The organism is Aeromonas sp. TS_SC_11 (genome assembly GCF_057318915.1).
On the sequence record NZ_CM170470.1, the window covers coordinates 879,306 to 897,500 of the forward strand.

General features: G+C 60.0%; 12 protein-coding genes, 1 tRNA gene and 3 rRNA genes (1 of these 16 cut by a window edge). 7 read left to right on the forward strand and 9 right to left on the reverse strand.

Translation table 11 applies throughout. The annotated features are described in order from the left end of the window. Positions 1–6: 6 nt before the first annotated feature. Positions 7–2,178, reverse strand: coding sequence for a DNA helicase II (gene uvrD / locus AC1P02_RS04195; RefSeq protein ID WP_485184222.1), 2,172 nt, complete (start codon positions 2,176–2,178; stop codon positions 7–9). Between the two features lie 428 nt (positions 2,179–2,606). Between uvrD and AC1P02_RS04200 the strand changes: the two genes are divergently transcribed. The 4 genes from AC1P02_RS04200 to AC1P02_RS04215 all read left to right on the forward strand — a co-directional run bounded on the left by AC1P02_RS04200 (position 2,607) and on the right by AC1P02_RS04215 (position 7,435). Beyond that, positions 2,607–3,605: a BMP family lipoprotein gene (locus tag AC1P02_RS04200; protein ID WP_017412538.1), complete on the forward strand. Its 999-nt coding sequence runs from the start codon at positions 2,607–2,609 to the stop codon at positions 3,603–3,605. An 83-nt stretch (positions 3,606–3,688) separates the two neighbouring features. Next, positions 3,689–5,269, forward strand: coding sequence for an ABC transporter ATP-binding protein (locus AC1P02_RS04205; protein WP_058395632.1), 1,581 nt, complete (start codon positions 3,689–3,691; stop codon positions 5,267–5,269). Positions 5,270–5,348: 79 nt separating this feature from the next. Next, positions 5,349–6,467 (forward strand): ABC transporter permease, encoded by a 1,119-nt coding sequence (locus AC1P02_RS04210; RefSeq protein WP_005320035.1) that lies wholly within the window; start codon positions 5,349–5,351, stop codon positions 6,465–6,467. Between the two features lie 2 nt (positions 6,468–6,469). Next, entirely contained in the window at positions 6,470–7,435 is a 966-nt protein-coding gene (locus AC1P02_RS04215; protein WP_113721080.1) for an ABC transporter permease, read from the forward strand. A gap of 69 nt (positions 7,436–7,504) precedes the next feature. On the opposite strand, the gene AC1P02_RS04220 is transcribed toward AC1P02_RS04215, so the two are convergent. After that, entirely contained in the window at positions 7,505–8,410 is a 906-nt protein-coding gene (locus tag AC1P02_RS04220; RefSeq protein ID WP_005320039.1) for a LysR substrate-binding domain-containing protein, read from the reverse strand. 120 nt (positions 8,411–8,530) lie between these two features. Here AC1P02_RS04220 and AC1P02_RS04225 point away from each other — a divergent pair, with 120 nt between their 5' ends. Beyond that, on the forward strand, positions 8,531–9,658 hold the full coding sequence (locus AC1P02_RS04225; protein WP_021141252.1) for an S-(hydroxymethyl)glutathione dehydrogenase/class III alcohol dehydrogenase: 1,128 nt from the start codon (positions 8,531–8,533) through the stop codon (positions 9,656–9,658). A gap of 50 nt (positions 9,659–9,708) precedes the next feature. Then, a complete protein-coding gene (gene fghA / locus AC1P02_RS04230; protein ID WP_111589559.1) occupies positions 9,709–10,545 on the forward strand; it encodes an S-formylglutathione hydrolase in 837 nt (278 codons plus the stop codon). Between the two features lie 64 nt (positions 10,546–10,609). Here fghA and AC1P02_RS04235 read toward each other — a convergent pair whose 3' ends face one another. Continuing rightward, on the reverse strand, positions 10,610–11,332 hold the full coding sequence (locus AC1P02_RS04235) for a head GIN domain-containing protein (protein WP_485184226.1): 723 nt from the start codon (positions 11,330–11,332) through the stop codon (positions 10,610–10,612). A 347-nt stretch (positions 11,333–11,679) separates the two neighbouring features. Here AC1P02_RS04235 and ovoA point away from each other — a divergent pair, with 347 nt between their 5' ends. After that, positions 11,680–13,830 carry a 5-histidylcysteine sulfoxide synthase gene (gene ovoA, locus AC1P02_RS04240; protein ID WP_485184228.1) on the forward strand — a complete coding sequence of 717 codons (2,151 nt, stop codon included), beginning with the start codon at positions 11,680–11,682 and terminating at the stop codon, positions 13,828–13,830. 81 nt (positions 13,831–13,911) lie between these two features. Here the strand turns inward: ovoA and AC1P02_RS04245 are convergent, their stop codons facing one another. From AC1P02_RS04245 to AC1P02_RS04270, 6 genes are all read right to left on the reverse strand, one after another. Further along, positions 13,912–14,889 (reverse strand): bile acid:sodium symporter family protein, encoded by a 978-nt coding sequence (locus AC1P02_RS04245; protein ID WP_485184230.1) that lies wholly within the window; start codon positions 14,887–14,889, stop codon positions 13,912–13,914. Between the two features lie 359 nt (positions 14,890–15,248). Then, positions 15,249–16,214: a transcriptional regulator EbgR gene (ebgR, locus tag AC1P02_RS04250; protein WP_059169158.1), complete on the reverse strand. Its 966-nt coding sequence runs from the start codon at positions 16,212–16,214 to the stop codon at positions 15,249–15,251. A 153-nt stretch (positions 16,215–16,367) separates the two neighbouring features. Next, positions 16,368–16,482: ribosomal RNA gene (rrf, locus tag AC1P02_RS04255) — 5S ribosomal RNA — on the reverse strand. Positions 16,483–16,497: 15 nt separating this feature from the next. Further along, a tRNA-Thr gene (locus AC1P02_RS04260) sits at positions 16,498–16,573 on the reverse strand. Between the two features lie 106 nt (positions 16,574–16,679). Next, positions 16,680–16,794 (reverse strand): 5S ribosomal RNA (gene rrf / locus AC1P02_RS04265). A 120-nt stretch (positions 16,795–16,914) separates the two neighbouring features. Then, a 23S ribosomal RNA gene (locus tag AC1P02_RS04270) occupies positions 16,915–18,195 on the reverse strand; it runs 1,609 nt beyond the window's last position.

Here is an 18,195-nt window from a genome sequence, read left to right on the forward strand (position 1 = left end):
GGGAAGTTACAGCGCTTCCAATCTGGCATACGCCGTCACCAGCCACTTGGCGCCGACGTCGTCGAACTGGATCTGTACCCGGCTCTGCTGGCCGACCCCTTCGAAGTTGAGCACTATACCCTCCCCGAATTTCGGATGGAGCACCCGCTGGCCGAGCTTGATGCCGCTGGCATCGAAGCTCTGCTGCACCTCGTTCTGGCTGAAGCGGCCGTACTGGGTGGGGCGGCTCACCTGGGTGCGCAGCCGGATCTCTTCCAGACACTCGGCGGGCATTTCGCGGATAAAGCGGCTCGGTTTGTGGAACATCTCGCGGCCATAGATACGGCGGCTCTCGGCATAACAGATGTAGAGCTTTTCCATGGCGCGGGTCATGCCGACATAACAGAGGCGGCGCTCCTCCTCCAGGCGGCCCGACTCCTCGGTCGATTGCTGGCTGGGGAACATGCCCTCTTCCACGCCCACCAGCAGCACCAGCGGGAATTCCAGCCCCTTGGCGCTGTGCAGTGTCATCAGCTGCACAGCGTCGGCGTATTCGTCCGCCTGATTTTCGCCGGATTCCAGCGCCGCGTGGGCGAGGAAAGCGGAGAGATCGCTCATCTCTTCCAGCTCGTCCGGGCGCTGGTATTGACGGCAGGCAGTGACCAGTTCCTCCAGGTTCTCTACCCGTGCCTGGGATTTCTCGCCCTTTTCCGCCAGATACATGGCCTTGAGGCCGGAATTCTGGATGGCGATATCCGCCTGCTGGTGCAGCGGCAGCATGCCGACCTGTTCCTCCAGCGCATCGATCAGATCGACAAAGCCGCGCACAGCATTGCCGGCGCGACCGGTCAGCACCTTGTCGTTGAGCAGTCCCTTGGCCGATTGCCAGAGGTTCTGCCCCTGATCCCGGGCGTTGGTGCGCAGTATCTCGAGAGTGCGATCACCGATGCCACGGGTCGGGGTGTTGACCACCCGCTCGAAGCTGGCGTCGTCGCCGCGGTTGTTGAGCAGCCGCAGGTAGGCCATGGCGTCCTTGATCTCTTGCCGTTCGAAGAAGCGCAGGCCACCGTAGATGCGGTAGGGCATGGCGTCCTGCATCAGCGCCTCTTCCAGCACCCGCGACTGGGCGTTGGAGCGATACAGAATGGCGCAGTCGGCCAAGAGGCCGCCCTTCTCTTTCCAATCCTTGAGGCGGCCGACCACGAAGCGGGCTTCGTCCACCTCGTTGAAGGCGGCATAGAGGGAAATAGGGTCGCCCTCGGCCCCCTCGGTCCACAGCTCCTTGCCAAGCCGCTCAGAGTTGTTGGCAATGACGCAGTTGGCGGCTTTGAGGATATTGGCGGTGGAGCGGTAGTTCTGCTCGAGGCGAATGGTTTCGGCCCCCTGATAGTCGGTCAGGAAGCGCTGGATGTTCTCTATCTTGGCGCCGCGCCAGCCGTAGATGGACTGGTCATCGTCGCCGACGATCATCACCTTGCCGGTGTCCCCTGCCAGCATCCGCAGCCAGGCGTACTGGATGCCGTTGGTATCCTGAAACTCGTCCACCAGTATGTTCTGGAAGCGATCCCGGTAGTGCTCGAGGATGTGGGGCTTGTTGAGCCATAGCTCGTGGGCGCGCAGCAAGAGTTCTGCGAAATCCACCAGCCCGGAACGATCACAGGTCTCCTGATAGGTCTTGTAGATCTGCTGATAGGTGCGGGTGACGGGGTCGCCGTAGAGGTCGATGTCGCCGGGGCGCAAGCCCTCGTCCTTCTTGCCGTTGATGTAGCTCATCACGGCGCGGGGGGCCCAGTGCTTCTCGTCTAGGTTGAGCGCCTTGATGACGCGGCGGATCAACCGGTACTGGTCGTCGGAGTCGAGGATCTGGAAATCCTGCGGCAGGCCCGCGTCCAGATGATGGGCCCGCAGCAAGCGGTGAGCGATGCCGTGGAAGGTGCCGATCCACATGCCACGCTGCATGCTGCCCAACACCTTCTCGACCCGGCCGCGCATTTCGGCCGCTGCCTTGTTGGTAAAGGTCACGGCTATGATGGAGAAGGGTGAGCAACGCTCCACCTGCATCAGCCAGGCAATACGGTGCACCAGCACCCGGGTCTTGCCCGAGCCGGCGCCCGCCAGCACCAGCAGATTGCTGCGAGTGGCCGCCACCGCGTCTCTTTGCTTGTCGTTGAGCCCGTCGAGCAGGGTTGAAACGTCCATCACCACTCCTGTTTATTTATACAGGCGGGGATTATACGACCTGTGGCGCCACAGACCAAATCCGAGTGAATGACGAGCCGCTGCGCTTGTATAAGGGCGGCTTGGTGGCGGGCCGGGACCGGGAAAATCATGAACCGGCACCAATAGAAACCGCTTCTCCGCCGTCCAGACGAAAACGCTTGCTTATAACCATATGAATGTAAACGCAAATGTCGTTTGAAGCCTGTATTTCACAGAATTTAAATCTAAAAAAAGACATTAAAACAAACACTTATAAATTGATCTGCTTATATTTCAAACCGTTACCGCAAACGTTTTTCCTTTATGATCTGCTTGACCCGCTCCATGGCTCACTTACAGTTAGCCAGCGTGCTTTATGCCTGCTCCGGCAGGCTGTGGACCCTCACATAACAATCAAGGATACGATCGTGACTAAAGTGCTCAAGCTGGCCACCGTGGCCGCCCTCACTCTCGCTGCCCTCTCTGCCCAGGCAGCCACCCAACCTGCCGTCATCTATGACACTGCCGGCAAATTCGACAAGTCGTTCAACGAAGCCGTGTTCCGCAACGGCGTCGAAGTCTACAACAAGGACAAGGGGGTCAAGGTCAAGGAGTTCGAACCCCAGAACGAAGCCCAGCGCGAGCAGGGTCTGCGTCGTCTGGCCAGCCGTGGCAACGGCCCCATCGTGGCCGTCGGCTTCAACATGGGCTCGGCCGTCGAGAAAGTGGCGACCGAATTCCCGAAAACCCAGTTCACCATCATCGACATGGTGGTCGACAAGCCGAACGTGCAATCCATCATCTTCAAGGAGCATGAAGGCTCCTTCCTGGTGGGTGCGCTGGCTGCCATCGCCTCCAAGAGCGGCAAGGTCGGCTTCGTGGGCGGCATGGACATACCGCTGATCCGCAAGTTCCAGTGCGGCTACGAGCAGGGTGCCAAGTACGTCAATCCGAAGATCGAAGTGTTCCAGAACATGACAGGCTCCACACCGGCGGCGTTTGCTGACCCGGCCAAGGGGGCCGAGCTGGCCAAGTCCCAGTTCGCCAAGGGTGCTGATGTGGTCTATGCCGCCGCTGGCGGTACCGGCATCGGTGTTTATCAGGCCGCCAAGGACGAAGGCAAGTTTGCCATCGGCGTTGACTCCAACCAGAACCACCTGCAACCGGGCACCATGCTGACCTCCATGGTCAAGTCGGTCGGTCTGGCCGCCTACCAGACCTGGGATGATGCCGCCAAAGGCACCTGGAAACCGGGTATCAAGAACCTGGGCCTGGCAGAGGGCGGTGTGGATTGGGCACTCGACAAGGACAACGAGAAGCTGATCACCCCCGAGATGAAAGCCAAGGTGGAAGCCATCAAGGCCGACATCATTGCCGGCAAGGTCAAGGTGCATGACTACATGAGCGACAGCACCTGCAAATACTGAGTTACCGCTACGACTCTCAACCCGATGACCGGCCCGCACGGGCCGGTTTTTAGTCTCTTTTCATGACTCGCAAGGACTGCATCATGGACCAGACAGATCGCTATGCCATCGAATTAAGGGGTATCGATAAGCGGTTCGGCGACGTTTACGCCAACAAGCAGATCGACCTCAAGGTTCAAAAAGGCAGTATTCACGGCATCGTCGGCGAAAATGGCGCCGGCAAGTCGACCCTGATGAGCATCATCTACGGTTTCTACCACGCCGACAGAGGCGAGATGTTCATCGACGGCAACCCCTTCAACCCCCATGGCTCACAAGATGCGATCACCGCAGGCGTGGGCATGGTGCACCAGCACTTCATGCTGGTGAACAATTTTTCCGTGCTGGAGAACGTCATCCTGGGCGCGGAGAACGGCTGGCACCTGGGCCAGAGTCTGGCGGCGGCCGAGAAGCTGCTCGGCGAGCTGGCGCGGGACTATGGTCTCGACGTGCCGCTGCACGAGAAAATCGAAGATCTGCCGGTGGGCCTGCAACAGCGGGTCGAGATCCTCAAGGCGCTCTATCGCGGCGCCCGCATCCTGATCCTCGACGAGCCGACCGGCGTGCTGACCCCGCAAGAGGCCGACCACCTGTTCGAGGTGCTGAAAAAGCTGCGGGATCAGGGCGCAACCATCATCCTCATCACCCACAAGTTGCGGGAGATCCTGGCCATCACGGATCAGGTCTCCATCATGCGCCGGGGCGAGATGGTGGCCCACGTGGCGACCAAGGATACCGACAAGGAGCAGCTGGCCGAGCTGATGGTGGGCCGCAAGGTGCGCCTCAAGGTCGACAAGGGCCCGAATCTGCCGGGGGCAGCCAAGCTCAAGGTCAACGGCCTCAGTTATATCGATGACGCCAGGGTGGAGCGGGTCAAATCCGTCAGCTTCGAGGTGCGAGCCGGTGAAGTGGTCGGCATCGCCGGCGTATCCGGCAACGGCCAGTCCGAGCTGCTCAGCCTGCTCGGCGGCATCCTCAAGCCCAGCAAGGGCAGTTTCACCATCACTAACGACGGCAAGACCCACGAGGTGAGCTTGGCTCATCCAGCTGACCCGGAGCGGGTGCGCAACTATGGCCTCGGCCATGTGCCGGAAGACAGGCACAAGATGGGACTCATCAACCGCTTCGAGGCGAAAGAGGCCTTCATCCTCGGCTATCACCGCCGCCCCCAGTACAACAAGGGCTGGCTGCAGAACAAGGAGGCGATCCAGCAGGATTGTCAGGCCAAGATGGAGAAGTGGGATGTGCGTCCGCCCCACCCCGATCACAAGACGGCCAACTTCTCCGGTGGCAACCAGCAGAAGCTGGTGATCGCCCGGGAGGTGGAGCAGGACCCGGATGTGCTGTTGATAGGTCAGCCGACCCGCGGGGTCGACATAGGCGCCATTGAGTACATCCACCAGCAGATCATCGCCATGCGCGACAAGGGCAAGGCTGTGCTGCTGGTGTCGGTGGAGCTGGACGAGATCATGAGCCTGTCTGACCGGATCCTGGTCATCGCCGACGGTCGCATCGTCGGCGAGCTGGATGCCGCCAAGGCAGATGAGCGCACAATCGGCTTGATGATGGCGAACATAGTTCCCGATGAGGTGGCAGCAAGCCAGCCCCAAGGAGCCACAACATGAATGTTCTCTCTAGCTGCATCGTATCTGGTTGGATAATGGCACAGCGGGTGCCTGACGAGATTGCCAAGGAGGCCCACTGATGAGCCAAGCACGTATTCCTGCCTGGATCTCCGTGGGCGTGCTGCCCGCGGTCAATATCCTGCTGGCCTTCCTGGTGTCGGCCATCCTGTTCTACTACCTCGACATCAATCCGGTCGATGCCGCCCAGATCATGTGGTACGGCGCCTTCGGTACCGGTGAAGGGGTCGGTTTCACCCTCTACTACGCGACCGGCTTCATCTTCACCGGCCTGTCGGTGGCAGTGGCCTTTCACGCCGGTCTGTTCAACATCGGCGGTGAAGGTCAGGCCTATATCGGCGGCCTCGGGGTTGGCATGGTCTGTCTGCTGCTCGGCGACACCTTGCCGTTTGTACTCTTGCTGCCACTCTCCATCATAGCCGGTGGTCTGTTCGGTGCGGCCTGGGCTTTTATCCCGGCCTGGCTGCAAGCCAAGCGTGGCAGCCACATCGTCATCACCACCATCATGTTCAACTTCATCGCCGCCTCCCTGATGGCCTATCTGCTGGTCGAGGTGTTCAAACCGCCCGGATCCATGGCCACCGAGAGCAAGGTGTTTGCCGTCACGAGCTGGCTGCCCAAGATGAGCGAGCTGGCGAGCGGTGTTGGCATGGAGATGCCGAACAGCCCGCTCAACATCAGCTTTTTCTGGGCGCTGATCTGTGCGGCCCTGGTGTGGGTCTTCATCTGGCATACCCGCTGGGGGTACGAGATCCGGGCAGTCGGCGCGAGCCAGAGTGCCTCCGCCTACGCGGGCATCTCCTATCCCAAGGTGGTGATCCTGGCCATGGTGATCTCCGGCATGCTGTCGGGCTTCTTCGCCCTCAACGTGCTGCAGGGAGAACTGCACCAGATCAAGCTCAACTTCGTGGAAGGGTTCGGCTTCACCGGTATCGCGGTAGCGCTGATGGGGCGCAACCATCCGGTCGGCGTCATCATCGCCAGCCTGCTGTTTGGCTTCCTCTATCAGGGGGGCGCCGAGCTCAGCTTCGAGTTCGGGGTCGACCGCAACATAGTGGTGGTGCTGCAAGGCCTGGTGATCCTGTTCTGTGGCGCCCTTGAGCACATGATGCGTCCGCGCATCGAACAGCTCTATCTGGCGTTTGCCAATCGCTCAACCGCGCAAGCCAAGGGAGTGTGATCATGTTTGAACTGCTGATCCTGATGCTGGACGCGACCATTCGTACCGCACCGCCGCTCATTCTGGCTGCCATGGCTGGCATGTTTTGCGAACGCTCCGGTGTGGTCAACATAGCGCTGGAGGGCAAGCTGCTGGCCTCCGCCTTCGCCGGGGGAGCGGCCGCGGCTGTTTCCGGCTCTGCCTGGGTAGGTCTGGGCGCCGGCGTGGGTGTCTCCATCCTGTTCGCCCTGATGCACGGTTTTGCCACCATCACCCACAGAGGCGATCAGGTGGTGAGCGGCATGGCCATCAATATACTGGCGGCAGGTCTGACCGTGACCCTGGGCCGTTACTGGTTCGATCAGGGTGGCCAGACTCCGGCGCTGTCCGGTGCAGCCCGCTTCGCCCCCATAGATCTGCCCTATGCCAGGGAGCTGTATGACGTGCCCGTGATAGGCCAGCTCTACAGCGAACTGCTGAGCGGTCACTCCCTGCTGGAGTACGTGGCATTTGCCTGCGTGCCGCTGGCCTGGTGGGTGCTGTTTCGTACCCGCTTCGGTCTGCGGCTGCGGGCGGTGGGCGAGGCACCGGCGGCGGTCGACACCGCAGGTATCTCTGTGGTGCGGATGCGCTACACGGCGCTCATTATCGGCGGCCTGCTGGCCGGCATCGGCGGTACCTATCTGGCAGTAGCCCAGACAGCCCAGTTCATCCCCAACATGAGCGCGGGCAAGGGCTTCATGGCACTGGCGGCACTGGTGTTCGGCAAGTGGAAACCCTGGAGTGCCATGGCGGCCTGCCTGCTGTTCGGCTTCCTCGATGCGGTCGCCATCCGGCTGCAAGGGGTCAGCATAGGTGACTTCGCCATTCCGGTGCAGGCCATAGAGGCGTTGCCCTACATACTGACGGTGTTCCTGCTGGCCGGTTTCATCGGCAAGGCAGTGGCCCCCAAGGCGCTCGGTACCCCTTACGTCAAGGAGCGGGAGTAACCTGCCGCTCTCAACAAGAGGCCCACGGAAGTGGGCCTTTTTTATCTCCTCTCCATGCCGCCCGCACACTCAGCCAACCGGGCGAACCAGGGCGGGTTGGTTAGGATCGCTCAGCCGCTCGGCCAGATAGTCCACCAGCAGCCGTACCTTGGGGGATAAGTGGCGGTTGTGGGGATAGAGTGCCCAGATCCCCTCCTCCGGTGCCCGCAGCTCGGGCAGCAGTTCGATAAGCTCCCCCCGGGCCAGGTGGTCACTCACGTAGTAGTCCGGCAGCTGGATGATGCCGATCCCCTTGAGCGCCGCATCCAGCAGGGCGTGGCCGCTGTTGCACTGCAACAGACCGTGCACCCGGACGCTGTGAGGGCGGCCATCCAGGGTGAAGTACCACTCGTCGCCATTGCCCACCAGACAGGTATGGCGGGTCAGCTCGGAGAGGCTGTTGGGCATGCCGTGGCGGGCTGTGTAGGCTGGCGAGGCGCACACATAGGGCACCCGTTGCGCCAGCTTGCGCGCCACCAGACTCGAATCCTTGAGGTGGCCAAGCCGGATCGCGAGATCGTAACCTTCGTGCACCAGATCCAGCAGCTGGTTGGTGAGGTTGAGCGTGACCTCCAGCTGGGGGAAACGCACCATGAAGTCGTTTACCAGCGGGGCAATGCGGCTTTCACCGTAAGAGACGGGCGCCGTGATGCGCAGAGAACCCTGCGGCACCGCCTGATGGCGTCCCACCGCCAGCTCTGCCTCGTAGAGGTTGTCCAGCAGCTGGCGGCAGTGACGATAGTAGATCTCGCCTAGCTCGGTAAGCCGCACCTGACGGGTGGTGCGCAGCAACAGCTTGGCCTGCAACCTGTCTTCCAGTTGTGCCACCTGCCGGCTGACTTGCGCCACCGATACCCCCAGTTTGCGCGCAGCCGGGGTAAAGCCCCCCTGCTCCGCCACACTGACAAATTCACAGATCCCTTCCCAGCCGAGCATTATTACCTGTGTGTAAAAGTGATTTGATATTTAGCCTTATTATCACCAAATCGAAGGGAAACTACACTGCATACCTGAGTTCATCTCTGTTCACCTACCGCAACAAGAAGGATGTCATTCATGGCACAGGTTCAAAGCATCAAGTGTAAAGCCGCCATCGCCTGGGGACCGGGCCAGCCCCTCTCCATCGAAGAGGTGGAGGTCATGCCACCCCAGGCCGGTGAAGTGCGGGTGCGGATCGTCGCCACCGGCGTCTGCCACACAGATGCCTTCACGCTATCCGGCGAAGATCCGGAAGGGGTCTTCCCCTGTATTCTGGGCCATGAAGGCGGCGGCATCGTCGAGTCCATCGGGGAAGGCGTCACCAGCGTCAAGGTGGGTGATCACGTGATCCCGCTCTACACCCCCGAGTGCGGCGAGTGCAAGTTCTGCAAATCCGGCAAGACCAACCTGTGCCAGAAGATCCGCGCCACCCAGGGCAAGGGACTGATGCCGGACGGCACCACCCGCTTCTCCAAGGATGGTCAGCCCATCTATCACTACATGGGCACCTCCACCTTCAGTGAGTACACAGTCCTGCCCGAGATCTCCATCGCCAAGGTGGACCCGGCTGCTCCGCTGGAAGAGGTGTGCCTGCTCGGTTGCGGCGTCACTACCGGCATAGGCGCCGTGATGAACACCGCCAAGGTGAAGGAAGGTGAGAGCGTCGCCATCTTCGGGCTGGGTGGCATTGGCCTCTCCGCCGTGATCGGCGCCCGCCTCGCCAAGGCCGGTCGCATCATCGCCATCGACATCAACGAGAGCAAATTCGAGCTGGCCCGCAAGCTGGGCGCCACCGACTGCATCAACCCGAACGATTACGACAAGCCCATCCAGGAGGTCATCGTCGAGATGACCGACGGCGGCGTCGACTTCTCGTTCGAGTGCATCGGCAACGTCAAGGTCATGCGTGCAGCGCTGGAGTGCTGCCACAAGGGCTGGGGCGAGTCGGTCATTATCGGCGTCGCAGGAGCGGGCCAGGAGATAAGCACACGTCCGTTCCAGCTGGTCACCGGCCGGGTCTGGCGCGGCAGCGCCTTCGGTGGCGTACGCGGTCGCAGCGAGCTGCCGAGCTATGTGCAGCGCTACATGCAGGGGGAGTTCAAGCTGGACGACTTCATCACCCATACCATGGGGCTTGAGCAAATCAACGAGGCGTTCGAGCTGATGCACGAAGGCAAGAGCATCCGCACCGTCATTCACTACTGAGCATGATCACCCCGCCCGTCCCTCGACGGGCGGGGTGCAGGAGTTCCTTGATGAATCTGGACATTATCAGCAGCAACAAGAGCTTCGATGGCTGGCACAAGCGCTACAGCCACAGCTCCAGCGTGCTCGGCTGCGAGATGCGCTTCGCCATCTATCTGCCGCCCCAGGCCCTCACCGGCCAGAAGGTGCCCGTGCTCTACTGGCTCTCTGGCCTCACCTGCACCGATGAAAACTTCATGCAGAAGGCGGGGGCACACCGCATCGCCGCCGAGCTCGGCATCGCCCTGGTAGCACCGGACACCAGCCCCCGCGGCGAAGGAGTGGCGGACGATCCCGCTTACGATCTCGGCATGGGCGCCGGTTTTTATGTCAACGCCAGCCAGAGCCCCTGGCGTGATCACTACCAGATGTATGATTACGTCACCCGTGAGCTGCCTGACCTGATAGAGACCCACTTCCCGGTCTCGACCCGCCGCGCCATCAGCGGCCACTCCATGGGGGGACATGGGGCTCTGATCGCCGCCCTGCGCGAGCCCGGTCGCTACCGATCCGTGTCGGCCTTCAGCCCCATCAGCCACCCGAGCCGCTGCCCCTGGGGGCAGAAGGCGCTCGGCGCCTATCTCGGCAACAATCCCCTGCTGTGGCAGGAGTGGGATGCCTGCCAGCTGCTGCGCCACCACCCGGTAACACCGCTGCCGACCATGGTAGACGTGGGGCTGGACGATCCCTTCCTCGCCGAGCAACTGCACATCGATGCCCTGGCGGATATTGCCGCCAGCAAGGCCTGGCCGCTGGAGCTCAATCGCCACCCCGGCTATGACCACAGCTACTACTTTGTGGCGAGCTTTATCGAGGCCCACCTGCGCTTCCACGCCCGCCATCTCTGATCAAAACAGGCCCATGAAGGGCCTGTTTATTTTCTACTTTCGATTATCTGCTTGCGGTCAGGCTTCAACTGCCCTGGCGGGTCACGTCTCCCGAGCCTGCGATCTCGCTCTGCAGCTTGGGATCTCCCCAGTAACTGACCGAGCCGGATCCGGCGATGCCGACCTTGAGCCGCGCCTGCGCCCGTACCTCCACATCCCCGCTGCCTGCTATGTTGACCTCGACCTCCTCGCTGGCGAGCCCGGACCCCAGCACATCGCCGGAACCGGCGATGTTCAGCTCCATGGCTTTGGCTGATCCCTCACCCAGATCCAGGCTGCCCGAACCGGCTATGTTGCCCTCCAGACGGTTCAAATCCAGCTTGCTGGCGACTATGTCGCCCGTTCCGGCCACAGACAGCACCAGCCTGTCCCCCTTGAAGCCGTGCAGATCGCCACGGCCCGTGCCCGCCAGCGCCAGTTCATGGAGCTCGGGCAGAGTGATGGTCAGATCCAGCGGCTCTGTGGGGTCGAGCCGGTAGCCATCCTTCACCTCTATCTCCAGCTTGCTGCCACTCTCGGTCAACTCCAGATAGGGCAAGAGGTTCTCCTGTCCCTTGATATGAATGCTGCTCGCCTCACCCGCCACCAGATGAATGTTGGCGGGCACACCGGCCAACACCCGGGTCACCTGTTTGCCCATGGGTTGATGCTGCTCGATGACAGCCCCCGCCCCGGTCACCCGTGTCTCATCCAGCCAGCTGCAGCCACTGAGCCCCATGGCCAGCATCATTCCCATTATCAGTTTCATCGTCACTATCCTCGTTGTGTTCTGGCCGTGTCCGGACCCATTCGGTCTCAAAGATGGCAAACATCGTGCCATATCACCAACTATATGATTCTTATGGATATATCTATTATTCATGGCATCGTCATCAAAATGTAGAGAGCCATTCAGACCATAAGTTGGTAAAACTGACCATGCCCGAATGGGGGCAAGTCCCGGTAAGCTTGCAACCACCCGCCGGGCCACCCTGCTGACGGGCCAGGGAAGTTTTTGGTTGTCGCACCTGTCTGTTGAGCCAATAGTGATACCTTGTGCGTATAAAGCTCTCCATTGCGGTAATCCATTTGCTACTGCCAACAAGGAGTCAGAGTGTGACCCAAGTCAGCACCCAGTTTTCCACCGCCGTCGGCCTGCCCGCGCCGACCCGTACCCCGCTGCTGACCGGCAGCGATCCCGAGCAGAAGCGCCGCGAACTGCTCGGCTACTTCTGCCAGACTTTCGATCTCTACGAGAGTCTGTTCGATTGCCTGGCCGATGAGCACGCCTGGTTCAACAAGGCGATCCCGCTACGCCATCCACTCATTTTCTACTACGGCCACACTGCTGCCTTCTTCATCAACAAGCTGCTGGCAGCCCGGCTCATCGATAGCCGCATCGACGCCCGCATCGAGGCCATGGTCGCCATCGGTGTGGATGAGATGAGCTGGGACGATCTGGATGAAACCCACTACGACTGGCCCAGAGTGGCCGAGCTGCGCAGCTACCGCGCCAAGGTACGCACCCGCGTGATTGACTTCATCCGCCACATGCCACTGACCCTGCCCATCGACTGGCAGAGCCCGGCCTGGGTCATATTGATGGGGATAGAGCACGAGCGTATCCACCTCGAGACCTCCAGCGTATTGATCCGCCAGCTGCCCCTGGCCTGGGTGCAACCACAGCCTTATTGGTCCGCCTGCACAGAAGCTCGCCACCGGATTGCCGAAGTGCCTGCCAACAGCCTGCTGCCAGTGGCCGGTGGTCAGGTGCGCCTCGGCAAACGGGACGCTACTTATGGCTGGGACAACGAATATGGCGAGCGCCACATCGAGATCCCCCCCTTCCAGGCCAGCCGTATGCTGGTGAGCAATGCCGAATACCTCGACTTCGTTCAGGCCGGCGGCTATCAACAGCAAGAGTGGTGGGATCAAGAGGGCTGGGGTTGGTGCCAGTATGCCAGGGCGCGCATGCCCACCTTCTGGGTCGGTGACCCTGCCGAGCCTGAGCAGTTACAGCTGAGGTTGATGACGGAGCGGGTAAGCATGCCCTGGGATTGGCCCGCCGAGGTGAACCAGCTGGAAGCTGCCGCCTTCTGTCGCTGGAAGTCGGCCCAGACCGGACTACCCATCCAGCTGCCGAGCGAAGGGGAGTGGATGCTGCTGCGGGAACAGCTGACAGGGGATCAGCCGGACTGGATCGACGCGCCCGGCAACATCAATCTTGCCCGCTTCGCCTCCTCCTGCCCGGTGGATGTCTGCCCCCAGGGCAGCTTCTTCGATCTGGTGGGCAATGTCTGGCAGTGGACCAGCACCGCCATTGATGGCTTCAACGGCTTTCGGGTTCACCCGCTCTACGATGACTTCTCTACACCCACTTTTGATGGCAAGCATACCCTCATCAAGGGCGGCAGCTGGATAAGCACAGGCAACGAGGCGCTCAAGTCGTCCCGTTACGCCTTTCGTCGCCACTTCTTCCAGCATGCGGGCTTCCGCTATCTGGTCTCACGTTATCAGGAACCCGTCATAGTGAATCCTTACGAAACCGATACCCTGGTCGCCCAGTACCTCGACTTCCAGTACGGCCCGACCCACTTCGGTGTCGCCAACTACGCCAAGACCCTGGCAGATCTTGCCAGCGAGCTATGCAGCAATCACCAACGGGCGCTGGATATCGGCTGCGCCACCGGTCGAGCCAGCTTTGAACTGGCTCGCCACTTTCAGCATGTGGACGGGGTGGACTACTCGGCCCGCTTCATCGACGTGGCACTCTCCCTCGCCAGTCAGGACAGCTTCCGCTATGCCATCCCGCTGGAGGGAGATCTGGTGGAGTATTGCGAGGCGCGTCTGTCGAGCCATCAGCTTGGCACCGAGCAGGCCGAGCGCATCCACTTCAGTCAGGGGGATGCCTGCAACCTCAAGCCCAAGTACGACCACTACGATCTGGTGCTCGCCGCCAACCTGATCGACCGACTGCGTGAACCGGCCCGCTTCCTGCGGGACATTGCCCCTCGTCTGCGCAGCGGCGGCCTGCTGGTGCTCACCAGCCCTTACACCTGGCTGACGGAGTACACACCAAAGGCCAACTGGCTCGGTGGCATCCGTGAAAATGGCGAAGCCCTCAGCACCTATCAGGCGTTGCAACGTCTGCTGGCGGAGGAGTTCGAGGAACACTGCCCGCCCCGGGATGTGCCCTTCGTCATCCGCGAGACCGCCCGCAAGTATCAACATACTGTGGCGCAACTGACCGTCTGGCGTAAGCGTTGAACTGACGTTGCGGGTGACACAAGCCGGAGAAACAAGAGAGGGAGGCCAGCTGGCCTCCCTCTCTTTTCAACTCGGGTGACGTCACCCCTCCCGGCTTGGAACAAGGGGGCTGGTCTCCTGCTCATGATAACGGCGCGCCAGCACGGCGCAGACCATCAGCTGGATCTGATGGAAGATCATCAGCGGCAGCACCATGACCCCGACGCTGGCTGCCGGGAACATGACGTTGGCCATGGGCACCCCGTTGGCCAGGCTCTTCTTGGAGCCGCAGAAGACGATGGTGATCTCGTCCGCCTTGTCGAAACCGAGGCGGCGGCTGATCCAGACGTTCCAACCCAGCACCAGCGCCAGCAGTACGCAACTCAACAGCACTATACTGGCCAGATCATACCAGCCTACTTGATGCCATATCCCCTGCACCACGGCCTCACTGAAGGCCACATAGACCACCAGAAGAATGGAGCTCTGATCCAGTTTGCCGATGAGCGGGCGATGGCTGTCGACCCAGCTGCCGATGAGCGGCCGGGAAAGGTGGCCTACCACGAACGGCAGCATCAGCTGCACCATGATGGCCTGGATGGAGTGCCAGGTATCGATCCCCTCTCCCTGCACATGGATCATCATCCCCACCAGTACGGGGGAGAGAAAGATGCCGAGGATACTGGAGGCCGAGGCACTGCACACCGCCGCCGACACATTGCCCCCCGCCATGGAGGTAAACGCGATGGCCGACTGTACAGTCGCGGGCAGAGCGCACAGATAGAGGAAGCCGAGGTAGATGGCCGGGCTCAGCCAGAGCGGCACCAGCGGAGTGAGCAGCAACCCCAGCAGCGGGAACAGCACGAAAGTGCTGGCCATCACCACCAGATGCAGTCGCCAGTGGCCGAGGCCCGCCAGCAGGTTCTGGCGCGACAGCTTGGCACCGTGCATGAAGAACAGCAGTGCCACCGCCAGCTTGGTCAGCAGACCGAACCAGACGGCCACCTGCCCCTCGCAGGGGAAGAAGGAGGCCAGGGCCACCACGGCAATCAACACAGAAGTAAAGGGATCCAGACGCACAAGGAGTCTCCATCAGAAGCGCATCCCGCCTCCACGACGGGAGTCAGGATCGGGGAGGCCAATAAACACAACGGCAGGTGTCGGACACCTCCCATTGAGATGAACCTCCAGCTTACCGTGATAACCAGGAGGCGCAAGGTTGAGCAACGACCAGTGGATAGAGGGAAATTAAACATGCCTGGATCACCCCAGTCCTGACAGATACCGGACCAGAAGGTGATCGCCTGGCACCTCCAGCTGAATATCCCCGCTCAGGGTTGCGCCAAGGGCGGCATCAACCAGCACACCTGACCAATCATGGATAACAAGCAGCTCCGTATCGGGATCAGGCAGCCAAAAGTAAGCAAGTTTTACTAAAACTACCGGGTGGTACCACGCAAGATTAGCCGGCTGGGCACCAATACTCGCAGTGGTACAGAGCGCTGATCGCGCAGCCGTTCGACCAGCAGATTGATCCCCTGGGAGCCCATCAACTCGGAGTGGATCCGCACTGTGGAGAGGGGCGGGAAGGTGAACTTGGCGGTGGGGATGTCATTGACGCTGATAAGCTCAATCTGCTGGGGGATGGCCAATCCCTTCTCGTGGATGGCCCTCAATACCCCGATGGCGATGGAGTCGGAAGCAACGAACAACGCCTTGGGCCAATCCCCCTCCAGCATCTCTTTTGCCAACCGATAGCCAGAAGCGCTGGAGAAATCCCCGCAGTAGAGGTCCTTCTCCTGCACGACTCCCAACCGTTGGCCGTAATCGAAAAAAGCCAGCTCACGCAGGTCCGGTGCCTCATTCTGACCACCGATATAACCGATACGCCGGTGCGCTTGTTCGATAAAGTAATCGACCACCTGCTGGCTGATCAGTGCCAGATCCACATCTACAGAATCGAACTCTTTCTGGGAGCGGCAATCCACAAACACCAGGTGGTTTGAGAGGCCGCACAGCATGGCAAGACGCTCTGGTGGCAAATGGCCGACGACCAGAATACCGTCAACGGCGGAGAGTTCACGACCTTCCCCACCGTTGTAGAAATGGGTCAGCTCGATATTGAGGCGGGCACACTGGGTCTCGATGCCATATCGGATGGCGAGATAGTAGGGATCATTGACCTCGGTACTCTGCGGGTAGGCATAGACAACCAGAAAGTGCAGCTTGCTCTTGTGAACCCCTTTGCGGGCGCTGCTGGTCTTGTACTCCAGACGCTCGGCAATCTCGAATATCTTCTGTCGGGTATCTTCCTTGACGCTCAGCGTAGGGTCTTCATTGAGCACTCGCGATACAGTAGCCTGGGACACCCCGGCCTCCTGCGCAATTTCCTTCAACGTGGCCATGCATACTCCTTTGGCGATGGCTCCCGACAACATCAGACAAGACTATCGGGCAACGTATTGGCGTCCCAGCTTTTTTACTAAAAAATGACTTCGCGGAAGGAAAAATTCCAAAGCAAAAAGGCCTCCCGAATGGGAGGCCTCTTCTAAATAGGTGCCTGACAGTGTCCTACTCTCGCATGGCGAATGCCACACTACCATCGGCGCTACTGCGTTTCACTTCTGAGTTCGGCATGGGATCAGGTGGTTCCACAGCGCTATTGCCGTCAGGCAAAAGCTTTAAAACTGGTGCTGATACCCAGAGTCGAACTGGGGACCTCATCCTTACCAAGGATGCGCTCTACCAACTGAGCCATATCAGCACACTAACCGGTAAAGACCGCACTGCGTGCGTTATCTAAATCTCTCGTCCGCAACAACCTTACGTTGTCACACGACCAACCACATCGCTGTGATTGCTTAATTGAAGCCTGGCAGTGTCCTACTCTCGCATGGCGAATGCCACACTACCATCGGCGCTACCGCGTTTCACTTCTGAGTTCGGCATGGGATCAGGTGGTTCCACGGCGCTATGGCCGCCAGGCAAATTCTTCAATCCAGAAAGCTGACGTGAATAACGATTTGCCTATTGGCTTCGCTATCACTGAATTAGGTAGTAGTTCTTCAATTTGCTACAAGCCTTAGAACACTTCTTGGGTGTTGTATGGTTAAGCCTCACGGGTAATTAGTATGGGTTAGCTCAACACGTCGCCGCGCTTACACACCCCACCTATCAACGTTGTGGTCTCCAACGGCCCTTTAGGACCCTCAAGGGGTCAGGGATGACTCATCTCAGGGCTCGCTTCCCGCTTAGATGCTTTCAGCGGTTATCGATTCCGAACTTAGCTACCGGGCAGTGCCACTGGCGTGACAACCCGAACACCAGAGGTTCGTTCACTCCGGTCCTCTCGTACTAGGAGCAACTCCCTTCAATCATCCAACGCCCACGGCAGATAGGGACCGAACTGTCTCACGACGTTCTGAACCCAGCTCGCGTACCACTTTAAATGGCGAACAGCCATACCCTTGGGACCGACTTCAGCCCCAGGATGTGATGAGCCGACATCGAGGTGCCAAACACCGCCGTCGATATGAACTCTTGGGCGGTATCAGCCTGTTATCCCCGGAGTACCTTTTATCCGTTGAGCGATGGCCCTTCCATTCAGAACCACCGGATCACTATGACCTACTTTCGTACCTGCTCGACCTGTCCGTCTCGCAGTTAAGCTGGCTTATGCCATTGCACTAACCTCCTGATGTCCGACCAGGATTAGCCAACCTTCGTGCTCCTCCGTTACTCTTTGGGAGGAGACCGCCCCAGTCAAACTACCCACCAGGCACTGTCCGCGAGCCCGATTCAGGGCCCTGCGTTAGAACATCAAACATACAAGGGTGGTATTTCAAGGACGGCTCCAGCGCAACTGGCGTCACGCCTTCAAAGCCTCCCACCTATCCTACACATGTAGGTTCAATGTTCAGTGCCAAGCTGTAGTAAAGGTTCACGGGGTCTTTCCGTCTAGCCGCGGGTACACCGCATCTTCACGGCGAATTCGATTTCACTGAGTCTCGGGTGGAGACAGCATGGCCATGGTTACACCATTCGTGCAGGTCGGAACTTACCCGACAAGGAATTTCGCTACCTTAGGACCGTTATAGTTACGGCCGCCGTTTACCGGGGCTTCGATCAAGAGCTTCGCTTGCGCTAACCCCATCAATTAACCTTCCGGCACCGGGCAGGTGTCACACCCTATACGTCCACTTTCGTGTTTGCAGAGTGCTGTGTTTTTGATAAACAGTCCCAGCCATCTGGTCACTGCGACTCCCAACTGCTCCATCCGCAAGGGACTTCACTGTCAAGAGCGAACCTTCTCCCGAAGTTACGGTTCTATTTTGCCTAGTTCCTTCACCCGAGTTCTCTCAAGCGCCTTGGTATTCTCTACCCGAC